General features: G+C 31.7%; 19 protein-coding genes. 6 read left to right on the forward strand and 13 right to left on the reverse strand.

Features of this window, described 5'->3' with window-relative positions:
- Window positions 1-234: 234 nt before the first annotated feature.
- The 6 genes from QWY99_RS13070 to QWY99_RS13095 form a co-directional block, all read right to left on the reverse strand.
- On the reverse strand, window positions 235-1,911 hold the full coding sequence (locus tag QWY99_RS13070) for a mechanosensitive ion channel family protein (RefSeq protein ID WP_290265909.1): 1,677 nt from the start codon (window positions 1,909-1,911) through the stop codon (window positions 235-237).
- Window positions 1,912-1,991: 80 nt separating this feature from the next.
- Complete coding sequence (locus QWY99_RS13075; RefSeq protein ID WP_290265911.1) at window positions 1,992-3,461, reverse strand: oligosaccharide flippase family protein; 1,470 nt, start codon at window positions 3,459-3,461, stop codon at window positions 1,992-1,994.
- Window positions 3,462-3,498: 37 nt separating this feature from the next.
- Entirely contained in the window at window positions 3,499-4,782 is a 1,284-nt protein-coding gene (locus QWY99_RS13080) for a glycosyltransferase family 4 protein (protein ID WP_290265912.1), read from the reverse strand.
- 64 nt (window positions 4,783-4,846) lie between these two features.
- Window positions 4,847-5,314: a nucleotidyltransferase gene (locus QWY99_RS13085; RefSeq protein ID WP_290265914.1), complete on the reverse strand. Its 468-nt coding sequence runs from the start codon at window positions 5,312-5,314 to the stop codon at window positions 4,847-4,849.
- A gap of 444 nt (window positions 5,315-5,758) precedes the next feature.
- A complete protein-coding gene (locus QWY99_RS13090) occupies window positions 5,759-8,194 on the reverse strand; it encodes a YfhO family protein (RefSeq protein WP_290265915.1) in 2,436 nt (811 codons plus the stop codon).
- A 48-nt stretch (window positions 8,195-8,242) separates the two neighbouring features.
- Complete coding sequence (locus QWY99_RS13095; protein ID WP_290265916.1) at window positions 8,243-8,593, reverse strand: DUF4834 family protein; 351 nt, start codon at window positions 8,591-8,593, stop codon at window positions 8,243-8,245.
- A gap of 66 nt (window positions 8,594-8,659) precedes the next feature.
- Here QWY99_RS13095 and QWY99_RS13100 point away from each other — a divergent pair, with 66 nt between their 5' ends.
- Both QWY99_RS13100 and QWY99_RS13105 read left to right on the forward strand, forming a co-directional pair.
- Window positions 8,660-9,661: a transporter gene (locus QWY99_RS13100; RefSeq protein WP_290265917.1), complete on the forward strand. Its 1,002-nt coding sequence runs from the start codon at window positions 8,660-8,662 to the stop codon at window positions 9,659-9,661.
- Between the two features lie 68 nt (window positions 9,662-9,729).
- A complete protein-coding gene (locus QWY99_RS13105; protein ID WP_290265918.1) occupies window positions 9,730-10,848 on the forward strand; it encodes a GTP cyclohydrolase in 1,119 nt (372 codons plus the stop codon).
- Between the two features lie 52 nt (window positions 10,849-10,900).
- Here the strand turns inward: QWY99_RS13105 and QWY99_RS13110 are convergent, their stop codons facing one another.
- On the reverse strand, window positions 10,901-11,368 hold the full coding sequence (locus tag QWY99_RS13110; RefSeq protein WP_290265920.1) for a hypothetical protein: 468 nt from the start codon (window positions 11,366-11,368) through the stop codon (window positions 10,901-10,903).
- A gap of 132 nt (window positions 11,369-11,500) precedes the next feature.
- Window positions 11,501-12,763 carry a cysteate-C-fatty acyltransferase gene (gene capB, locus QWY99_RS13115; protein WP_290265921.1) on the reverse strand — a complete coding sequence of 421 codons (1,263 nt, stop codon included), beginning with the start codon at window positions 12,761-12,763 and terminating at the stop codon, window positions 11,501-11,503.
- Between the two features lie 306 nt (window positions 12,764-13,069).
- On the opposite strand from capB, the gene nirK reads away from it, so the two are divergent.
- Genes nirK through QWY99_RS13130 form a run of 3 tightly spaced genes read left to right on the forward strand, consistent with a single transcriptional unit; the run spans window position 13,070 to window position 15,907 of the window.
- Window positions 13,070-14,500 (forward strand): copper-containing nitrite reductase, encoded by a 1,431-nt coding sequence (gene nirK, locus QWY99_RS13120; RefSeq protein ID WP_379690355.1) that lies wholly within the window; start codon window positions 13,070-13,072, stop codon window positions 14,498-14,500.
- 13 nt (window positions 14,501-14,513) lie between these two features.
- Window positions 14,514-15,284: a formylglycine-generating enzyme family protein gene (locus QWY99_RS13125; protein ID WP_290265923.1), complete on the forward strand. Its 771-nt coding sequence runs from the start codon at window positions 14,514-14,516 to the stop codon at window positions 15,282-15,284.
- A gap of 17 nt (window positions 15,285-15,301) precedes the next feature.
- On the forward strand, window positions 15,302-15,907 hold the full coding sequence (locus QWY99_RS13130) for an SCO family protein (RefSeq protein ID WP_290265925.1): 606 nt from the start codon (window positions 15,302-15,304) through the stop codon (window positions 15,905-15,907).
- Between the two features lie 33 nt (window positions 15,908-15,940).
- Here the strand turns inward: QWY99_RS13130 and QWY99_RS13135 are convergent, their stop codons facing one another.
- From QWY99_RS13135 to QWY99_RS13155, 5 genes are all read right to left on the reverse strand, one after another.
- Window positions 15,941-17,179, reverse strand: a complete 1,239-nt coding sequence (locus QWY99_RS13135) for a hypothetical protein (protein WP_290265928.1) — start codon at window positions 17,177-17,179, stop codon at window positions 15,941-15,943.
- 116 nt (window positions 17,180-17,295) lie between these two features.
- Entirely contained in the window at window positions 17,296-18,018 is a 723-nt protein-coding gene (gene ric / locus QWY99_RS13140; RefSeq protein WP_290265930.1) for an iron-sulfur cluster repair di-iron protein, read from the reverse strand.
- 10 nt (window positions 18,019-18,028) lie between these two features.
- Window positions 18,029-20,266 (reverse strand): nitric-oxide reductase large subunit, encoded by a 2,238-nt coding sequence (locus QWY99_RS13145; protein WP_290265931.1) that lies wholly within the window; start codon window positions 20,264-20,266, stop codon window positions 18,029-18,031.
- Window positions 20,267-20,362: 96 nt separating this feature from the next.
- Window positions 20,363-20,884 carry an azurin gene (gene azu / locus QWY99_RS13150; RefSeq protein ID WP_290265933.1) on the reverse strand — a complete coding sequence of 174 codons (522 nt, stop codon included), beginning with the start codon at window positions 20,882-20,884 and terminating at the stop codon, window positions 20,363-20,365.
- Between the two features lie 40 nt (window positions 20,885-20,924).
- Window positions 20,925-21,359 (reverse strand): RrF2 family transcriptional regulator, encoded by a 435-nt coding sequence (locus QWY99_RS13155; protein ID WP_290265934.1) that lies wholly within the window; start codon window positions 21,357-21,359, stop codon window positions 20,925-20,927.
- 203 nt (window positions 21,360-21,562) lie between these two features.
- On the opposite strand from QWY99_RS13155, the gene QWY99_RS13160 reads away from it, so the two are divergent.
- On the forward strand, window positions 21,563-22,366 hold the full coding sequence (locus QWY99_RS13160) for an NYN domain-containing protein (protein WP_290265936.1): 804 nt from the start codon (window positions 21,563-21,565) through the stop codon (window positions 22,364-22,366).
- Window positions 22,367-22,400 lie beyond the last annotated feature (34 nt).

Raw genomic sequence — 22,400 nt, forward strand, 5'->3', positions numbered from 1 at the left:
AATTAAAATTATTTTTAGCTATTTACTTTAATAATTTATTTCGGAATAATTCAGATAGCAAAATTAGTTTAGAATAACAAACCAAACAATACCCACTTTTAGTGATTTTACAATAATTCCTTCATCATAAAATACTAAAAAAAATTAATTCCCTAATACACAGTACTATATCAAAAGAATTATTACATATTAATCAATTTCCTTTTTTTTAATCTCCTACTACTAAACAATAAATTATAACTTCTTTTTAATATTAAACGCAGGAGCTTCATACTTATTATCCAGATATTCTTCAGGAATAGTTGTTTTATTCCCATCACGAAGCGCCTTATAATGTGGAGACATTATTTCGATACCTGCCTCATTAAAACTATCCTGAATATTTTGATGCAATGAAGAATAAATAGCTGGCTGTCTTTGAGGTTCTTTGGTATATGCATTTATTTCATAACAAACATAAAAATCATCCAAACCCGTTTGCAAAACAAAAGGAACTGGAGTGTTTTCTATAAAATCTGTTTTTAACGCAGCATTAATTAACGCTTTATGTACTGTTGGCCATGGCACATCATATCCAATAGTAACAGTAGAATGAACAATTAACCCTTTAGCATCTTCTTTTGTATTGGCCGAATAATTAATCGATGTACTCGATAAAACAGTTGCGTTGGGTATTGTAATATCTTCAAATTTTGGTGTTCGCATACGCGTCACTAAAGCCGTTTTCTCAATTACTTCCCCACTCACATCGCCTATTTTTATAAAATCGCCTATCTTAAAAGGTCGCATGTAAGTAATAACCAACCCAGCAACCATATTGGCAATTGCATTTGATGATCCTAATGAAAATAGAATCCCTACAAAAACAGAAACTCCTTTAAAAACAGGTGAATCTGAACCAGGTAAATACGGAAAAATAACAACTAACATAAAAGCATACATTAAGAAACGTATAATATTAAACGTAGGCTTTGCCCAATCGCTATAAAAACCATTTATTTTAATATTTCCTTTATTAATCTCATCTACAAAGAATCTGATTACTTTTAAAACATATTTAAAAATAAGCACAATTACGATTATTGTAAACAAATTAGGCAGGAATGCCACAAACTTTACCGCCACCAATCTTGCTGGCTTTAGAACCCAATGTAGTAAAACTGTTGTATATTTTTCGGTACCAGGAAAAATGCTAAAAAGAATTGGTAAGGATAAATAAACGATTAGTATCAATACAAAAATCTTTATAGCCCCAATTAGTCGCATTGCTAAAAAAAGTTGCTTATGTGGACTGAATATATTAATCCCATTGTACTTAAACCCAGTAAAATATTTTGCTTTATTTCTAGATAAATACAGCCTTGCTTTATTAAAAAGTCTCCCTACTAAAATCAAGACAAGACCAAGAATCAGTATTAATAAAGCAGTGAATCCCAATCGTTTTGGTAGCAAGGAATTATTCTCATTCTCAAAAACAATAGCTTTTTTTATTGCGGCAAGATTACGTTCAGCAATAGCAGTGACAGACATATTTTCTGATTTTGCATCGGCATCTAAAATTGCCATTAACACAAAGTCTTTTCTATAAATAATATCCAAACTTATATCTGAATGAATAATTTTAAGAGAATCGGGTACAAAAAAAGTATCTTGATAGAGTTTTACAATTCTATCCGAAATAGCCTGAGCTCTACTTTCGGCAGAAAATGAACCTACTTTATTATAAACATAAAAAAGAGTGTCTTTAAAAGGAGTAACCGGATATCCTTTTAAATTAATAACAGAAACAGAATCAACTTTATTAACCTGAACATGTTGTTTCTCAAGTTTACCTTTTACTTTTTGAGCAAAACTAATTTGAAAAACCAAAAACAAAGGAATAAACAATAAAATAATTACTCTCTTATTCATATCTGTATGTAATAAAACCAGAGGCGGTTTAACAAATATAAAACAAAATAAATCACTTTTGCTTCCTACTTTATCTCTTACTAAATTTTAACTCCTAATTTGTTTAAGAATTTATTTATCACTTGGTTTATTTCTTTAGAAATAGCGAATTTATAGTTTAAATACACGTACACTATTGTAACCAAAACTGATTTTAAAGCAATGCCTATAAGTGGATAAAAAGGGAATTCCCAAAAATAGAACAACAGAAACAATGCAAAAGTAAGTACAATTGAATACACTGTTTGATTCGTAAATGGATACAAATGCAAACGTTTAACCACAAAAAGTAATTTAGCTAAACTATATAATGTAATGGACAATAAAGTTGCAAATGCAGAACCTTTGATTCCGTATATAGGAATAAAAATCATATTTAAAACTACTGTCAGAAAAACTAAAAGCAAACCTAAATACAATACCATTCGGTAGTATTTAGTATTAAAGATAATAGCATTATTATTTCCTAGAATAAGATCAAAATACTTAGACAATCCGATCATGAATACAACAGCAATTCCTCCGCTATATTCCTCTGGAACCAATTCATACAATTGATTAATATTTACAAAAATGCAAAGCATTACAAATCCACCAACTACCTGTAGGTTAATCGATGTTTTTTTATACAACTCATTTAATTCATCATGTTTCTCATCATGCATTAACTTAGCAGTAATAGGATATACAATTTGATGCATTGCACGACTCGGAACTGAAATTACTAACGCAATATATGTCGCTACTGAATAATAGGCTATATTTTCAATCTTCATGTATTGATTAAGCATAAGCTTATCTCCATCTAAAAGTAAATTAGCGACACTTCCTGACAGAATAATAAAAAAAGTATACTCCATTACACTTTTTACATTTTCTGGTATTGTAATCTGAAAATTCGGCTTTTTAATACTAAAAGCATAAAACATCGTCACAATAAAAGCTAGAAAATAAATTGCTGCAGTTATATACACAAATTGAATTAATGTGATCCAATTAAAATACAATCCTACCAACGCAAAAGAAGAAAACAATCTCAGCCCTACTTCTTTGATGAAATTGCCAAAAACAGAATGCATGTGCACTCTAGCCCAAGCATAGAATATTTCGAAGTAAGCCATACAAATTCCGATAAAAGGAATCAATAAGATAAACTCTTTTACTACTGGGTTTTTCTTTGATACAAAAGCAGTAATGTCATCAAAAAATAAAAAACCTATTATCCCAAGGGGAATACACATTAATACTGGAAATAAAGCGGTAAAGGATAAAAACTGCTCCCGCTCTTCTTCCGTCTTATATTGGGAATAAAATTTAACTAATGTATTTTGCATTCCTATTGCAAACAAAGGCATAATTACATTTGCTGCTGAAAGGATATAATTTGTTAAAGCATAGTATGTTGCGCCTAGATAAATTGGATACAAATAAAGCGTATTTATAGCACCAATACCAAAACCAATATATGTTATGATAGTATTTTTGAAAGACTGATTTAAGACTATGCCCATTGAAGGTATTTGTATTTTTTAAACTTTAAAAAGTGTTTTATTTAATCAATTGTGCTAACTGCTTTGTTAGGTTTTTTCTAGAATATTGTTGCAATCCTACTCCGTTTGCTTGTAGTTTGCCTTCTAAAAATTGATTATAAAAATCCAAAATTACACTTTTTAATTTCATTTTTTCAGAATAGTCAAAAAACACCCCTGTATTGGTTTGAGTTATGATATCTGAGAAGTCAGACCCTTTGGGGCCAATTGCAATTATTGGTCTATTAGAAACCATGTATTCGAACAATTTACCAGGAATAATACTCTTAGTATCTTCTGAATTGATTTCGATTAACAATAAAACCTGCGATTTTTTCTGGTGCGCTATCGCTTCCGTATGCGAAACATAACCTAAATAATTCAGATAATTATCTAGTTTGTATTTAGTTATTGTGTCTAATACTTCTTGACTAACTGCTCCTATTAGTTTAATTTCTAAATGTTGTTTGAATTCTGGAATTTCTTGCAACAATTCAACCAAGCATTCCCATAAAAAGAGCGGATTCCTTTCTGACAAGAACGACCCAATATGAGCCAATGTAAACTTGGCATCTAAAGTTTGTTTCTCAACATTTTCAACATCGTAGCCATTTGTAATAACCTCAATGGGTTTTGAAGTTATTTCCTGAAACTCTGCTTTTGTTGTTTTACTTGTAACAAGAATTGTATCGGCAGCATTTAAAACCTGATGTTCTAATTTTTTATGCTTTTTAGCTGCATAACTAGACAAACGCAAAGATTTATGATATCCAATCGTAGTCCATGGGTCACGAAAATCAGCAAACCATTTTATGTCTAACTTTTCTTTTAATTCCAAACCAATAAGATGCAAACTATGTGGTGGCCCAGAAGTTACAATCGTATCGATATTATTCTCGACAATATATTTCTCTAAAAATGAAACTGATGGCTTTACCCATAAAACACGTGCATCGGGAATAAATAAATTACCTCGAACCCAAAGAAATACTTTATCAAGAAATGATTGTTTCTTTTTATTTGGGAAAATTCCAGAAGCTATTTTCTTCGTTTTATTTTTAGAAAAAAACGAAGCCAATTGATACGGCTCAATAATTTTATTCTTGATAACAATTACCTGATCCGAAACTTCTTTTACTAATCCTTCGTCAACGATTGGATAAGTTGGATTCTCTGGCACATATACAATTGGTTGAACACCAAATTCGGGTAAATACTTTACAAATTTTAACCAGCGCTGCACACCTGGCCCTCCCGCTGGTGGAAAATAATAGGTAATTATTAAAAGTTTCTTTTGTTCCAAGAAAAAATTGGTTTAATGTTTAAAATTTCAATTTCAAGAGTTATTATAATGAATACAACTCCTTTTAAAAATCATCTTTGCTATTTAATTTATCAAGCTCTTCTATATCTAAAAGATCTTTTAATCTGTTAGCAGCTTTCTTAGATACAATCAGATTATCGTAATCAATAAAATTAACTGGAATTTTTTCGATAGAGACAATTGTAGCAACTTCTAAAAGAGAGTCAAAAGATTGATTTTCTAATCCTTTTACTGTGGTCATAATATCAAGTCTTAGACCATAATTTAATGTAAAATCTGTCCATCCTGGAACAAACTGCATTGTTTCTATAGATTCAAAATTTCCTATACCAATAGCTACGAAAGCTTTCTTAAGATTCTTTCTGTTTTCTAAAGTATCCTCAAGATAAACATCTAAATCCCCTGTATTTCGATTATATCCATAAACGTTTACTGCAAAACCTCCAATAATAATATACCTAACATTAAATTCATGAAAATACTTCCAAATTGAAATAATTTGCTCGTTCATTATTTTTTATATTGAATTCTTGTGGCTGTACGTAACATATAGGAAACTTCAATAATAGCCATCATCCTCTCTAATCTCTCTAGATAAGAAAGTGACTTTATCTCAGCTATTCTTTTTCTCTCCATAGCTTTAATATTTATCTCATTATCGTTATTAGTTTCCACTTTTACAAAAATTAATTAAATTTCTACACTTCAACATTCTTAATAAAACATACAACAAAAGTACACAATTTAAAAAGACCCATAAGTTATAAAAAACCCAAACAACTTTATATTTGGCATCCATACTTGTCAGACTGAAATATTCTCCTTGACTATCATTATAAAAGTCATCATATCCCATCATGTAAAAACCACATAAGATAAATATAACTACATCTAAAAAGACAAAAAATAATATTTTAAGAATCTTTGAAGTGCTCATTAATAAACTAAAATCAGATTATTTAACGCTAATCGATTTCTTTCTTTCAAAATAAATACCTCCTATTAAAAGAATTAGCATACCTATTGAACTAAAAAGTGCAATCATACTACCTGTTTTAACTACTTCTGGCTCAAATTTAAATTCTATAGTATGTTTACCTCCAGGAACTTCAAGGGCTCTTAAAACATAATCTACTGGAAAATGATCTGTAAGTTTACCATCGATATAAGCATTCCATCCTTTTTCATAATATATTTCAGAGAATACTGCTAAACCATCGTTTAAGTTTTCTGATGTATATTTAAGATAATTTGGTTTGTAAATGTCTAATTTAATCGTTCCGTTTGGATCCCATTTTTTCTTTAAACGAGCACTTTTAAATTTAGATCCATGATCATGAATATTAAAGACTGCTACATTTTTAGTATCCAAATGCTCTAAAGTTTTCATTTCAGCATCGGCTGTATTAACTAATTTCACATCTCTAACAAACCAAGCATTACCATTAGCATCAGGATTTATAGTTGGGAATTCTTGTCCTTCCTTATTAACCTGAATAACGTACTTAACATTAAGCATATTAAGAACTTCTAAATTATTTTTAGAAATCTGATAATCAAATAACTGTTGCATTCTTCTAGGTCGTACAGCACTATATCCTCCTATTGCTTTATGGAAATAAGAAGTTCTTCCTTGTAATTGTCCTTGAACATCAAACACACGGTAAACAGAAGTATCTTTTAATATTTGAGTATTTGTTGGTGTTTCCTGAAAAGGAGCTGCTATTTGCACAGGGCTAACAAAATCCTTAGCCGAAACATATTTTTTATCGATAAAGAATAAATCAAAAATCATTAAAAGTCCAACTATAATAAGTGCTGTATTCTGAGCAAATTTATTCTTGATAAACAGCCATAAAACTCCAAAAGTAACTACAATAAAAAATCCTGAACGCAACAAGTCTGCAGAATATAAACTTTTTCTATCATCTTTTAGCGCATCAACAAAATCAGGTCCGTAGCTCTCTAAGAAATAACTATCACTTGCACCTGAAAAATTAAACATGCCTTTACACAAGACCAATATTAATATAACACCGATACTAAACACCCCTGTTTGAACTAATCCTTTTTGCTGTAACTTAGGATCTATTTCTTTTAATTTAAAGAAAGATTGTAATCCCATAATTGCAAGAACTGGAAAACAAAGTTCTAGGATTACTTGTATCGAAGAAACAGCTCTAAATTTATCATATAATGGAACATAATGAATAAAGAAATCGGTTACTATTGGAAGGTTTTTACCCCAAGAGAGTACCAAAGCTACCATTGCTCCTGAGAAGAAGACGTATTTTATTTTTCTATCATCAATGAATAAAGCTAAAATTGCCAAGAAGAAAACAACAGCACCAATATAAGCTGGCGCAGATACAATAGGTTGATCTCCCCAATAAGTTGGCATTGCCGAAACAAAATCTTGAGCTTGTCCTTCTGGAACTCCTTGCTCTAGCATAAATTCGTACATTCTACTATCAGTACCCACTGGTTCGTGACTAGAACCTCCAAAAAGCCTTGGTGCAATTAAGTTAAAGCTTTCAGCAATTCCATAACTATATTCAGTAATATAGTCTGTAGTCATTGAAGCAGTTGTAAGATTTTTAGATCCGTCTGGATTAAAAGTCAATTCGCTTTTATCACGAATACTAAATTTTGCATATTCAGTAGTTGCCATCAAATTGGTAGCGTTCGCACCTAAACCAAAAATTCCAGCTACGGCTAAAACTCCAAGCGAGACTAAAAGTGACTTATATTCTTTTTCTTTGATAAAATTAAAGGCAAAATAACCTGAAAGTATCAATAAGAAAATTAATAAATAATAGGTCATTTGAAAGTGGTTTGCATTAATTTCTAAAGCAACCGCAAACATGGTGAGTAACCCACCGAGAATATATTTTTTCTGAAATACGAGTATAAATCCTGCGATAACCAATGGCATATATGCAATAGCATGTGCCTTGGCGTTATGCCCAACTCCTAATATAATAATTAAATAAGTAGAAAAACCGAAAGCCAATGCTCCTATAAAAGCTTTAAGCGGATCGATCTTTAGAACCAATAGTAAACCATAAAAACCTAAGAAATATAGAAATAGGTAATCTGCTGGACGAGGTAAAAATCGTAAAGCATCATCTAATTGCCCTACATAATCATGTGGATAATTAGCTCCTAATTGATACGTTGGCATCCCACCAAAAGCCGAGTTTGTCCAATAAGGTTCAGAATGTTCAGTTGCTCTGAAATCATTTTGTTCCTTTGCCATTCCGGTATATTGCGCAATATCCGATTGAAAAATCTGTTTTCCTTGTAATACAGGATAAAAATAAATTAAAGAAACGAGTACGAATCCCAATATAACAAGGGCATGCGGATAAAGCTTATTTATTAGTTTCAATTTTGTAGGGTTTGGTTATGGGTGAAATTCTATTGTTCGATTACAAATCTAATCTATTTCTTCGTAATCAACGTAATCACCAACTTTTTTGGTTTCACGCGGGTTCTTTGCATTAACATTATCATATAACACCTCATCATTTGTTCTTGTTTTTTTCCAAGAATTATTTTGTTGTTGCTGTGTATATTGTTGCTGCTGTCTTTGAAAATTCTCTCCTGCTTTATCTACCACTTTTTTCATTAAAAGAGGTAAAAATAATTTTGCCAAGAATCTAAAAATGTAATAAAAAGCAATCATGTAAAAAATCGCTTTTATAAGACCTGAAAAAGATGCTGTTTGCATAATCATATATTTTTTTTCAAAAATAGCAAATCCATTCTTCAAAATTAAAATATCCATCTTAAATAAATAATAAAATATAGTACATTTGAAAAGCGTTATTACTTTTTAACTAAAAAAAATAATATGTTCAAAATCAGAAACTTAATTATTTCCAGCGTTTTTTTAACCCCTTATCTTTTTTTCGGTCAACATACCGATGTTATCAATTCTAACCGACCAGGCGAAACTATGTCGGCTTTTTCAGTTGGTAAATCAGTCATTCAAGCCGAAATTGGGGTTTACGGAATTAACGAAAAACACGATTTATTAGATTATAAAGCAAGTGGTCTCGGAACTGACTTAACGCTTCGTTGGGGGCTTTTTCGTGAGCAATTAGAGCTTATTGCTGACATACAGTACCAAATGGAAGATTATTCTACTCCATTTGTCAGTTATAAGAAAAATGATTTTAAACAGACTGTATTAGGAGCAAAATACCTTATCTACGATCCGTTTAAAAACTATGAAAAAAAGATAAACATTTACAGTTGGAAAGGCAATCAAAGATTTAACTGGCGTCAATTAGTTCCAGCAGTTTCGATTTTTGCAGGAGCTAATTTTACTTTTGCTGGAAATCCCTATTCTTTTACACATAAGTCTAGTATTTCTCCAAAAATCATGTTGATTACTCAAAATCACTTGGGTGATGGAAAATGGGTATTTGTAACCAATATTATTGCCGATTACATTACTACCGACTATCCTAGTTATGGATACGTAGTTACACTTACTAGAGGTTTTAACGACAAATGGTCTGGTTTTGTAGAAAATCAAGGTTATAAGAGTGATTTTTACAGTGATTGCATCGTTAGAGGTGGTGCCGCTTACTTGCTAAACAAAAACATGCAAATCGATGCATCTGTGAGTACAAACTTTAAAGACACTCCTTCTATTTTATATGGTGGCGTTGGATTTTCTTGGCGTTATGACGCCAAGTATAAAGAAGTTCAAATGAGATTTAAAGACGAAAAGGGTAAAAAGAATAAAAAAGGTAAAAGCAGTAAAAACGGCAAAAAAAGCAAAAAGAAAGAAGCTGAAGAAGACTCAATTAAAATAGAGCAAAAACGTAAATCTACTTTTGAGTAAAACCGACTACTAGCAAATTAACATAATCTCAAGAAAGAGATTTTTTCAAAATATATAATACAATCTTAATGATTACAATACAAGAAGCAAAGACAAAGAAAGAGTTAACCGAGTTTATAAAATTTCCTTTTTCATTATATAAAGACAATAAATATTGGGTTCCACCAATTATTGCTGATGAATTAGAAACTTTTGACAAAACTAAAAACCCAGCTTTCGAAAATGCAGAAGCTACTTTTTACGTGGCTTTAATAAACAATAAAATCGTAGGTCGCCTTGCTGCCATAATTAACTGGAGTGAAGTTAATAATCAACAAAAAAAGAAAGTCCGTTTTGGTTGGTTTGATGTTATTGATGATATTGAAGTTACCAAAGCTTTACTTGAAAAAGTATATGAATTAGGTCGAAAAAACAATCTTGAACATGTTGAAGGTCCGATGGGATTCTCAAATCTAGATAAAGTTGGTGTTTTAACTGAAGGTTTTGATGAAATAGGAACTATGATTACATGGTACAATCATCCTTATTACGCAACTCATTTTGAACAATTGGGTTATGTAGTAGAAAAAAATTACGATGAAAGTAAATTTCCTTTTGCTAATGTAAAACCTGAACATTTTGAAAAAGCAAATGATTTAGTTAAGAGAAGATACCAATTAAAACCACTTAATTTTAAGACAACCAAAGAGGTTATGCCTCATGTGGATAAAATGTTTGATTTATTTAATGAATCTTATGCTTCTTTATCTTCATTTGTAGCAATAACCGATATCCAAAAAGAGTATTTCAAGAAAAAGTACATTAGCTTTATCAATCCTGAGTTTATAAAATTTGTAGAAGACAAAGACCATAACATTGTTGCTTTTAGCATCGTTATGCCTTCTTTCTCTGAAGCTTTACAGAAAACAAAAGGAAAATTATTTCCATTTGGATTCCTTCATTTGCTTAAAGCAAAAAATCACAGTAAGGATATGATTTTTTACCTTATCGGAGTTCATCCTGACTATCAAAACAAAGCTGTAACTGCGATTATCTTTAATGAGTACTACCATACTTTTAAAGAAAAAGGTATTGTTAATTGCTACAGAACTCCAGAATTATCAGATAATGTGGCCATACATAATTTATGGAAGCATTTTGATCCTGTTATCCACAAACGAAGAGCTACTTTCCGTAAAGATTTATAAAAAAAAGAAATCCATTCACAGTTGTGAATGGATTTCTTTTTTAACATCAAACCTATTTGCAATCTACTTTTGATAAGGTCATTTTAGTATCGAATTTCAAGCCTTTTTTATCTTTAAAAACCATTTTACCATTTGTCTCTATCAAATCACCATATCCCTCTATAAAAGCTCCTGATTTTTTCAAAAAAGCGACTTCTCTTATTGATGATACCCCTTCAGATTTAAAAGTATAATCAGCAATAAGCGTATCTCCCTTGATGTTTCCGATTATGGTTCCTACGTTTTTATCCTTTTCGTAAATTTTATACACTAATTCTCCATTTACTTCATTATGCGAATTTGTATTTAAAGTCATTGTAATTGTATCCTTGTTGGTCACTAACTCAAAACATTGCTTACCAACAGATTCTTTAATCAATCCAGATTCTACTGTATTAGGAACAATTTCTTCTGGTTTATTCCTTTTACAAGAAACCAATACTAATGTAAGAACTCCTATTATTGCTATTATTTTTTTCATAATCATTCTGTTTAAAAGTTTGAATGTTAAATATACTAAATTAAAAACTAGACAAAAAAAAATCCATTCGCATAACGAATGGATTTCTTTATATAATTCCCACGTATTCAAAAAATGAATATTTGGTTTTAACTATGCATCTAAATCAACTGTAGTTCTACTAGCGATTTCTTTATAAGTACCGTTTTCTAATTTCTCACGAATTGCTTCAAAAGCAGTAAGAGTTTCATCGATATCTGATAAAGTATGAGAAGTTGTAGGTATCATTCTTAATAAAATAATTCCTTTTGGTATAACTGGATAAATCACAATTGACAAGAAAATACCGTAGTTCTCTCTTAAATCATTTACCATAACCATTGCCTCAGGAACACTACCTTGCAAATAAACTGGCGTTACACATGTATTTGTATCACCAATATTGAAGTTTCTTGAACGTAATCCGTTTTGTAATGCATTAACATTCTCCCAAAGTTTATCTTTTAATTCTGGGTGATTACGCAACAATTCTAAACGTTTCAAAGAACCAACAGTTTGAATCATTGGTAATGCCTTTGCAAACATTTGAGAACGTAAATTGTATTTTAAATAATCGATAATGTCTTTATCAGCAGCTACAAAAGCACCAATATTAGCCATTGATTTTGCAAAAGTAGAGAAGTAAACATCAATATCATCTTGAACTCCTTGCTCCTCACCTGCTCCAGCTCCTGTTTTACCAAGTGTACCAAAACCGTGTGCATCATCTACCAATAATCTGAAATTGTATTTTTGTTTCATTGCAACAATTTCTTTCAATTTTCCTTGTTGCCCACGCATTCCAAAAACACCTTCAGTAATAAACAAAATACCACCACCTGTTTCCGTAGCCATTTTTGTAGCACGTTGCAGGTTTTTTTCCATACTTTCTAAATCATTGTGTTTGTATGTAAAACGTTTACCCATATGCAAACGAACACCATCAATAATACAAGCATGAGAATCTACATCATAAACAATGATATCATTTTTAGTTACTAAAGCATCAATGATAGACACCATTCCTTGGTAACCAAAATTTAATAAATAAGCAGATTCTTTCATTACGAAAGCTGCTAATTCATTTTCTAATTGTTCGTGGTATTCTGTGTGTCCTGACATCATACGAGCTCCCATTGGGTAAGCAGCACCAAATTTGATTGCCGCATCTGTATCTGCCTGACGTACTTCTGGATGATTTGCTAAACCTAAATAGTCATTCAAACTCCAGTTTAAAATATTTTTTCCACCAAATTGCATTCTTGGACCAAGTTCACCTTCTAATTTAGGGAAAACAAAATAACCCTCAGCCTGAGAAGCCCATTTTCCTAATGGTCCTTTATTGTTTTGAATTCTTTCGAATAAATCTTTTACCATAAATATATTTTGAAGTAATAATTTTAATTTTAAACAGCGTGCAAAAATAATGATTATTATTCTAAAATAAAGTTTCCTTCTATTTTTCTTGAAAAATAATCTGAATATCAATATTCAAAAAAATAAATGGCTCTTAAACTCCAATTCAAAGACACAACTATTGAAATTATAACAATACAAATTTCCTGAATAAATAATCTGTATTTCATGATTTTTATCATAATAAAAGACAGTTTTGTCTTTTATCTTTGTATAAAGATTTTAAAACTAAAACAAAACCAATTTATCATGAAAAGAAAATACAAAATGCCATTAAAATTGAAAGTGTTTTTTTGTGCAATTTTTGCTGTGACGCTCTTAGCTTCATGCAAAAAAGAAGAAAGTTCAACCAATTACACCAACATCGAAACCAGTGGAGAAATGGAAGCTGAGCTTACAGCCCCACCAATGGTACCTAAACCTGTTGGTGATAGAGGAGCTATGAAATTAAAAATAAGTATGGAAATTAGAGAGCAAGAAGGAACTATGACAGATGGTGTAAAATACACTTATTGGACATTTGGTGGCTCTGTTCCGGGAAGTTTTATCAGAACTCGTGTAGGTGACGAAGTTGAATTTCACCTAAAGAATCATCCTGATAATAAGTTACCACACAACATCGATTTACATGCTGTTACAGGTCCAGGTGGTGGGGCAACCTCATCATTGGTCGCTCCAGGTCATGAAAAAACTTTTAATTTCAAGGTGATTAATCCTGGATTATACGTTTATCATTGTGCTACTGCACCTGTAGGAATGCACATTGCAAACGGAATGTACGGTTTGATTCTTGTTGAGCCTGAAGGTGGACTTCCTCCTGTTGATAAAGAATACTACGTTATGCAAGGTGATTTTTATACTCAAGGTGAATATGGAGCCAAAGGTCTTCAGCCTTTTGACATGAATAAAGCGGTAAAAGAAACACCTGATTATGTCGTATTTAACGGAAAAGTAGGTTCGTTAACTAATGGAGGTGAACTTACTGCTAAAGTTGGAGAAACGGTGCGTTTGTTTGTTGGTAACGGTGGTCCTAATCTAGTCTCTTCTTTTCATGTTATCGGTGAAATATTTGACAAAGTTCATGTTGAAGGCGGAAGTATGATTAATGAAAATGTTCAAACTACACTAATTCCAGCTGGGGGAGCAGCTATACTTGATTTTAAAGTTGAAACTCCAGGAGATTTTATATTGGTTGACCACTCTATTTTTAGAGCATTCAATAAAGGTGCTTTGGGAATATTGAAAGTTGAAGGTGCCGAACATAAGAACATCTATTCTGGAACCATTCAAGAAGGTATTTACTTGCCTGAAGGAGGAACAATTCAAAAAATGCCAGATAACGGAGCAGCTAAAACAGTAACACCTAAAAGAACTGTAGCAGAGAAAGTAAAAATTGGTAAACAAATTTTTGGAACAACATGTTTTGCTTGTCATCAATCAGAAGGGCAAGGAATACCAAGCACTTTCCCTCCTCTTGCAAAATCAGATTATCTTAATTCTGACCCAAAACGAGCGATTAAAACAATCTTACATGGTTTAAGCGGAGAGATAACAGTGAATGGTAAAAAATATAACAATGTTATGCCCAGCCAGAACTTAACTGATGACGAAATAGCAAATGTTATGACTTACATCTACAACAGCTGGGGAAATAACAAAACAGATGTTACTCCAGAAATGGTAAAATCGCTAAGATAACAACAGCAATATTATGCAAAAACACACATTTATTACTATTCTTTTCTTGGCTTATTGGGGAATGATGAGCGCACAAGAATCGAAAATGGTTCCAATAAAAGAGGGCTCTTTTGTCCCTCTTTATGGGGCTACAGAAAAAACACCTGTCTCTGTAAAATCATTTTATATAGATGTTTATCCTGTTACCAATAGTGAGTTTTTGGTTTTTATCAAAAAGAACCCTAGCTATAGTAAATCTAAGATAAAAGGAATTTTCGCAGATAAAAGCTATCTATCTTATTGGAAGAGTGATTTTGATTTTGGGAATTCAAATCCTAAAGCTCCCGTAACAAACGTTTCTTGGTTTGCTGCAAAAAAATATTGTGAATGCCAAGGCAAACGATTGCCTACCATGGATGAATGGGAATATGTTGCTATGGCTGATGAGAAAAAAATTGATGCCAGAACCAAAGCCGAATTTAATAAATACATTTTGACTTGGTACGAGAAAACGAAAACATATGAAAATCCAATTGGGAAAACATTCAAAAATTATTGGGGAGTTTATGACATGCATGGATTAGTATGGGAATGGACCTCTGATTTTAATAGCATTTTTTTGTCTGGAGAATCTAGAAAAGATAAAAGTGATGACAAAAATCTTTTTTGTGGTGGTGCCTCAGTAAATGCGAGTGACTTAATGGATTATGCTGCTTTTATGCGTTATGCTTTTAGAGGAAGCCTTAAGGCACAATATTCGACTAGAAACCTAGGCTTTCGATGCGCTAGCACAACAAAACTATAATTCTAAATCATTTAAAAATGAAAAAAACTGTAATCGCAATCTTTATACTTCTATTTACATTACAAAGCTGTAAAGATTCTAAAAAAAAAACCAGTGCATTAGACATAAAAGACAAGCCTATTAGCGATTTATCTATTTACAATTTACCGTCGCAATGGACAAATCAAGACGGGAAAGATATCGAATTAAAAAGCTTGAGAGGAAATGTTTTGGTTATGGTCATGATATACACCACTTGTAAAGCGGCTTGCCCTAGACTTGTTGCCGATATGAGGAATATTGAATCTCGATTAAATGCAAAAACTAAGAAAAATGTAAAGCTCATATTAGTAAGCATTGATCCCGAAAATGATACTCCTGAGAAACTAAAAGCTTTTGCTATTGCTAACAAAATGGACAATGATCCATGGATTTTCTTACGCTCTACGGAGGAAAACACCCGTGAATTTGCCGCTATTCTTGCTGTAAATTATAAAAAAATATCTCCTATTGATTTTTCACACTCTAACATTATAAGTGTTTTTAATTCTGATGGAGAGTTAGTTTACCAACAAGAAGGTTTAGGCGTAAACAATGATAAAACGATTGACAGAATAAATCTGGAAGCAGAAAAAATTAAATAGGTTAATTTAATTCGTAAAAAACAAGGGAAGATTTTAATTAATCGACTCTTGTTTTTTTGTTTTTAGCATTGATGCAATAATCAAGATTAATCCCAAAACAATAAAAACGCTCGTTCCAAAGATTCCCTCATAATACCCATAAAGAGCTCCTTTACCAAAATAGAGGTAGCCTCCTTGAAGAAACAATAGTACTTCGGTTACTATATATCCGAAAACAAAACACTTCACTCCTACCTGCAATAAACTAGATTGATTTGAAAGCAACTTATGTTGTAATAACACTCCAAACAAAAAACCCGTTATTATACCTAAAGTTGTTAAATGAATAAAACCAATTATAAAACTTCTTATTTGATGTGAAACTTCGGCTAAATCAGGAATAAGAACCAATAATTGTATGCTGATTTTCAAGAATAACGAACATAAAGCCAAGCTATAAACGGTTTTAGTAATTGGTTCTAAACTTGCTTTAAACCATTCTATTTTTGGCTTTAGCATTTTATAGAAATAGATAAAAGCAACCAATTGCAAGATAACTCCAAAAGCATTAACCCATTTTAACATCCTGTTTTCGAGATACCAACTCATAGGAAATGCTACAGTTAAAAATGTAGCTACGATAAGTAGACTAAAAAATATTTTAAAGCTATTTTTTTCAATTTTATCTTCAAATTGTTTTAAAAACAAAGCCAAAACTGCAAATAGAAACCAGCCATTAAACTGGAAATGCAGAAAAAACTGAATTGCAATTTGATAAAAAGCACTTTGCTTTCCTAGCATACTTACTGCTGGACCCAAGCACCAAACTCCAAAAGTTGAAAAGATCATAAATAAAACTGCTACTAATAAGAGTTTATGATCTTTTGTTTTGTCCTGAAAACCATCTTTCCAAATCTGCCAACAAAAAAAATAACTTAATAAAATATGCAGGGTAGAAAATACAATCGAAAACAAAGCATATCCCTGGATAGGAAAAGAAATCATCATACCGATAACTGTAAACTCTGTGATCCAAAATAACCGATTGTAAACAGGCTTATTACTTTTTTCTTTTGGGAGATAGAAACGAACAATTAAAACATAAATCATCAAATATGCCCAACCTAACATTGCTACATGAGAATGTGCATGCAGTAGAAAACTATAATTTATGTTTAATGGAAACAAATAGAGATAACGCATTAACAACCCCATTAGTGAGGCAATCAAAAAGTTAAAGAAGCAACATAGTATCCAACTTTTATAGGAACCCATTCTAGATAACAATTTCATTTTTATTTAAATTAAAAGTAGTTTAAAACAATCTTATTGTAAAATTATAGCAATAAAAATGCACCGATATTAATTAATTTATCGGTGCATTTTCTAATTATTATGCATTCTGGATTTTAAGAAAACTCTTTTTCTAGCATCATTGCTTTAGGAAATAAAATATTATTCTCTAAATGAATATGTGTATGCAAATCTCCTTCAAATTCTTTCAGCATTGCAAACGTCACTTTATAAGTAGTACATCCATCACTTGGCGCAGTATAATCATTTGTTAGGGTGGCAATTTCGCGAAAGCGTTCCCCTTCTGTATCATGCTCATGCATCATCATTGCAATTGGATTCGATACTGTTCCAAATGGAGGTTGCATTAAATCTCCTGCTGTTTCTTTTGCTTTTACCATTTTTTTTACAAAAGGGAATAACATTAATTCTTCTTTTTTCATATGTTGCGCCAACTCACTTGCACATTCAGTAAAAAGCTCATTTATTTTAAACAACTCAGGATGGTTAGCGCCATGAACACTACAAAGCTTATTTAAAAATTGCATGATGATAACTGACTTATCCTCTACATAACGGTGATGCGTTTTTTCGATATAATCAGCTAATAAATCTAATGGCCAAGAATTAAAGTCAATTTTATTATTTCCTTCTATCAATAATGACTCTTTAATTTTTCGGAGTAAAACTTTAGAATCTATTTCTTGTTTTTCGCAAACTTCAGTAATGGTTCTATTTCCTTTGCAACAAAAATCGATTTTATATTTTGTAAAAACTGCCGCTGTTCTAAAATCCTCAGCTACAAATGCTCCAATTGTTTTATTTTGTAAATTTTCCATAATTTATTTTTTATTTTCTTTTATTTTTTAATGTCAAATCAAATACAAACCAAGCTGTAGTTACGATTCCTATTCCGAAAATAGAATCTCCTATAGCACGCATCCATTTTAAGGTAATCATTGTAGGTTGTTGCATTAACTCTGATGAACGTGCGTACCACATTCCATGATCAATACTTTCGATAGCTTGCCAAATTCCTATTGGTAGCAAACTCAATACTGCCATTAAAAACAAACCTATATTTAATGACCAAAAAGTGATCCTAAGTAATTTCTCGTTCCAAGTAATATTTCTATATAAGCTTCTTAATACAAAAAGCATTAAACCAATTCCTAACATGCCATAAACCCCAAAAAGTGCTGTATGTGCATGAAGTGGTGTTGTATTTAAACCTTGTACATAATAAAGTGCAATTGGTGGATTAATTATAAATCCGAAAACACCAGCTCCAAGGAAATTCCAGAATGCTACTGCAATCATAAAATAAATAGGCCATTTATAATCTATAATCCATTGCGTAGATTTTGACATTTTGTAATTTTGATATGCTTCAAAACCAATTAATGTAAGTGGTACAACTTCTAGTGCACTAAACGAAGCTCCTAACGCCATAATTGCTGTTGGAGTTCCAGAGAAGTACAAGTGATGAAAAGTTCCTAGAATACCACCTGCCATGAAGATAATAGTTGCAAATAGAACATTTAAAGTAGCCGTTTTCGTTTTTAACAATCCTAATCGAACAAATAAAAACGCAATAACAACCGTTGCAAATACTTCAAAGAAACCTTCTACCCATAAATGAACAACCCACCATCTCCAATATTCAGCAATAGCAAGATTTGTTTGTCTTCCCCACATTAATCCTGCACCATAAAACATGGCAATGGCTGTACAAGAAATTAAGAATAAAATGATTAGATTTTTTTCTTCTGTTTTTTTCTTAATAATTGGAATCAATGGTCGAACCATTAATGCTAACCATAAGAACAATCCAACTAAAAGGAATATTTGCCAAAAACGTCCAAGATCTACATATTCATAACCTTGATGTCCAAACCAAAAATTTTGCACCAAGTCTAATTTTTGCATTACCCCAAACCATTGTCCTACCATTGAACCTAAAACAATAATCAATAAAGCAATGAATAAGAAGTTCACTCCAAAACACTGAAATTTAGGATCTTTACCCGAAACTGCAGGAGCAATATATAATCCGGTTGCCAACCATGCCGTTGCTATCCAAAAAATAGCCAATTGAGTATGCCAAGTTCTTGTAACTGCGTAAGGTAAAATTTGGTCTATTGGGATACCATATAATGCATTTCCTTCAACGCCATAATGCGCTGTGACTATTCCTAAAGCCATTTGAATAATCATTAATAAACTCACCACCCAAAAATATTTTTTAATCAAATACATCGATGGTGTCATTCCTTGATTAATTATTGGATCTTTTGTTGGTAAAGGAAATTCTTCTTCTTCACCCGATTTAGCATGATAAAACACTAGAATTCCAATACAGAAAATCAATAAAATAATACTAACACCCGACCAAGCAAGTAGTTCTTTTGTGGCAACGTTACCAACCAAGTCGTCCGCTGGCCAATTGTGCGTGTATGAAATATCAGAATTAGGACGTTCTGTTACTGTAGCCCAAGTAGCCCAAAAGAAAAAGGCATTCATTTTATGCATTCTAGCTTCTTCCTTTACTGAATTTTTAGGAATAGCATACTCTTCTCTTAATTTATCAAATTTTGGATCATTGGTAAAAAGTCCTTCATAATATTTACTCAAGTACTTAATAGCTTCAACTCTATTTTCGGATATGGTAAGCGTTTGTGAGTTTTCATCATAGCGATTTGCTCTCACATCTTTTTGTAGGCGTATCTTTAACGCTGCTTGTTGCTCTTCATCCAAGTCTTTGAATTCCTTAGCGAAATCTTCTTGCGCATATTTATCTAGAATAAACATTGCTTCACGGTGTAACCAATCGGCTGTCCAATCGGGAGCTACGTAAGCACCATGCCCCCATATTGATCCCACTTCCTGACCTCCTATACTTTGCCAAACATTCTGCCCGTCTTTAATTTCGTCTTCAGAAAAAATCAGTTTTCCACTATCTGAAACTATTTGCTTAGGAATTGGTGGTGCCTGCTGATAAATCTCGTAACCATAATATCCTAAAACTGCAAAGGATATAGCCATTACCAAAGAAAACGCAATCCATAATTTTTTTTCTCTTTTCATATATTATATTTATTTTTTTTACATAAAAGACAATTTTATCTTTTATTAGTTTAATAAAAAACTCTAACCCAATAAATTAGGATTAGAGTTCTTTAATTATTCAACAATTAGAACCCCTTTCATCATAGCAACATGGCCTGGGAAAGTGCACAGGAAATTGTATGTTCCTTTTTTATCTACAGTAAATTCAATAGTATCTTCTTCTCCTCCACCAATTAATTTAGTATGTGCAACGATTGAAGCTTTTTCAGAAGCTGGAATATAGTCAGTATCTTTAGCTTCAATTGCTTTAGCAGCAAAAGCAGCTTCATCTGTACCTTCTTGTAAAATAACTAAGTTATGTCCCATAGCCTCTTTAGGAATCTTACCTACGTGTTTTAATGTTAACGTGATTGGTTTTCCTGCTACTGCTCTAAGTTCTTTAGTGTTAAACTGCATTTGATCATTTCCTTCAATAACCAAAACATTACTTACTGCATCAGTTTGTCCTTCTGAATCAGTTGTTGTTTCATTCATCTCAGTAGATTCTGTAGTTGGAGTTGCTTCTTTTTTACCACAAGAAGTAATTGCTAAACATCCCATTAGCATTACAATCGAAATTTTGACTTTTTTATTCATTTTTAAGTATTTAAATTGTTTTAATATTAATTGTTTTTATTTATCGTTTTAAGAAAAATTCTCCTGATTTAACCCCAGAAGCAAGCTCTTCTAAAGTCGTAGTTGTGAGCATATCCAATAATAACCCACGTATAACTTTAAACTCATTGTGAACTGGGCAAGGATGCGATTCTGAACATTCTTTTAATCCAATACCGCAACCCATATATATACTATCTCCATCGACTGCATCAACGATCTGGATTAATTTAATCGATTTAATAGCAACATTTGAAACCTCAAACCCTCCACCTACTCCTTTTGCAGAATCTATAATGCCATTTTTGGTTAAAATCTGCATTATTTTGGCTGTAAACGGTTCTGGAGAATCAATTTCTTTGGCCACATCTTTTATCCCAACACGAATTCCTTGGGAAGATTTAGTCGCTATAAATATTGAGGCACGAATCGCATATTCGCATGCTTTTGAAAACATAGATTGGTTGGTTATATTTTATACAAATATATTTAAAAAGTTATTAAAAGACAAATTTATCTTTAATAGATTTTTTAAATAAAAAACCTTATTTATAACCAGAATAATTTAATTATCTCAAAACACATATTATAAAGTAAGTTTCCATAAAAACGAATTTAAATTTTACCTTTGGTAGATTATAATTTTCTAAATCCCATAAAATGTCCTTAAATAGCAATAGAGAATTAAAACTCGCTGTACTTATCGATGCTGATAATGTACCTTATAGTAATGTAAAAGGTATGATGGAGGAAATTACTAAATTTGGTACTCCGACAACAAAACGCATTTATGCCGACTGGACAAAACCCAATGCAAATGGCTGGAAAAGTGTTTTACTAGAACATGCCATTACCCCTATTCAGCAATATAGTTACACTGTAGGTAAGAATTCTTCGGATTCTGCATTGATTATTGATGCCATGGATTTACTATATTCTGGAAAATTAGATGGTTTTTGTATTGTTTCCAGCGATAGTGATTTTACAAGATTAGCAATTAGATTGCGTGAATCTGGTATGAAAGTAATTGGAATCGGTGAAAAGAAAACACCAAGTGCATTTATTGTAGCTTGCGATCGTTTTATATACATTGAAGTTTTGGATGGTGCTATTAAAAAGAAAGATCCAAAACCTACAACTACTGATTCTAAAAAACCAGTTGAAAAACCAAATGGTAAGCAAATTGAGAAACAAACTGAAAAACCATTAAATAAAATCGATTTACAAACTATTGAACTCATCGAAGACACAATTGAAGCAATTGGTGACGATGACGGATGGGCATTCTTAGGAGATATAGGTAATCTTTTAGTAAAGAAAAAACCTGAATTTGACCCAAGAAACTATGGTTTTTCTAAATTAACTCCAATGCTAAAATCCTTAACTGATATTCTTGAAATTGATGAGAGAGATTCAGATAAAAAAGGAATCAAACACAATTACGTTCGCTTGAGATACAGCTAGCCACCTCACAATTTAGCACTTCCCACATTTAAAC

This window comes from Flavobacterium branchiarum (assembly GCF_030409845.1).
Classification (GTDB): domain Bacteria; phylum Bacteroidota; class Bacteroidia; order Flavobacteriales; family Flavobacteriaceae; genus Flavobacterium; species Flavobacterium branchiarum.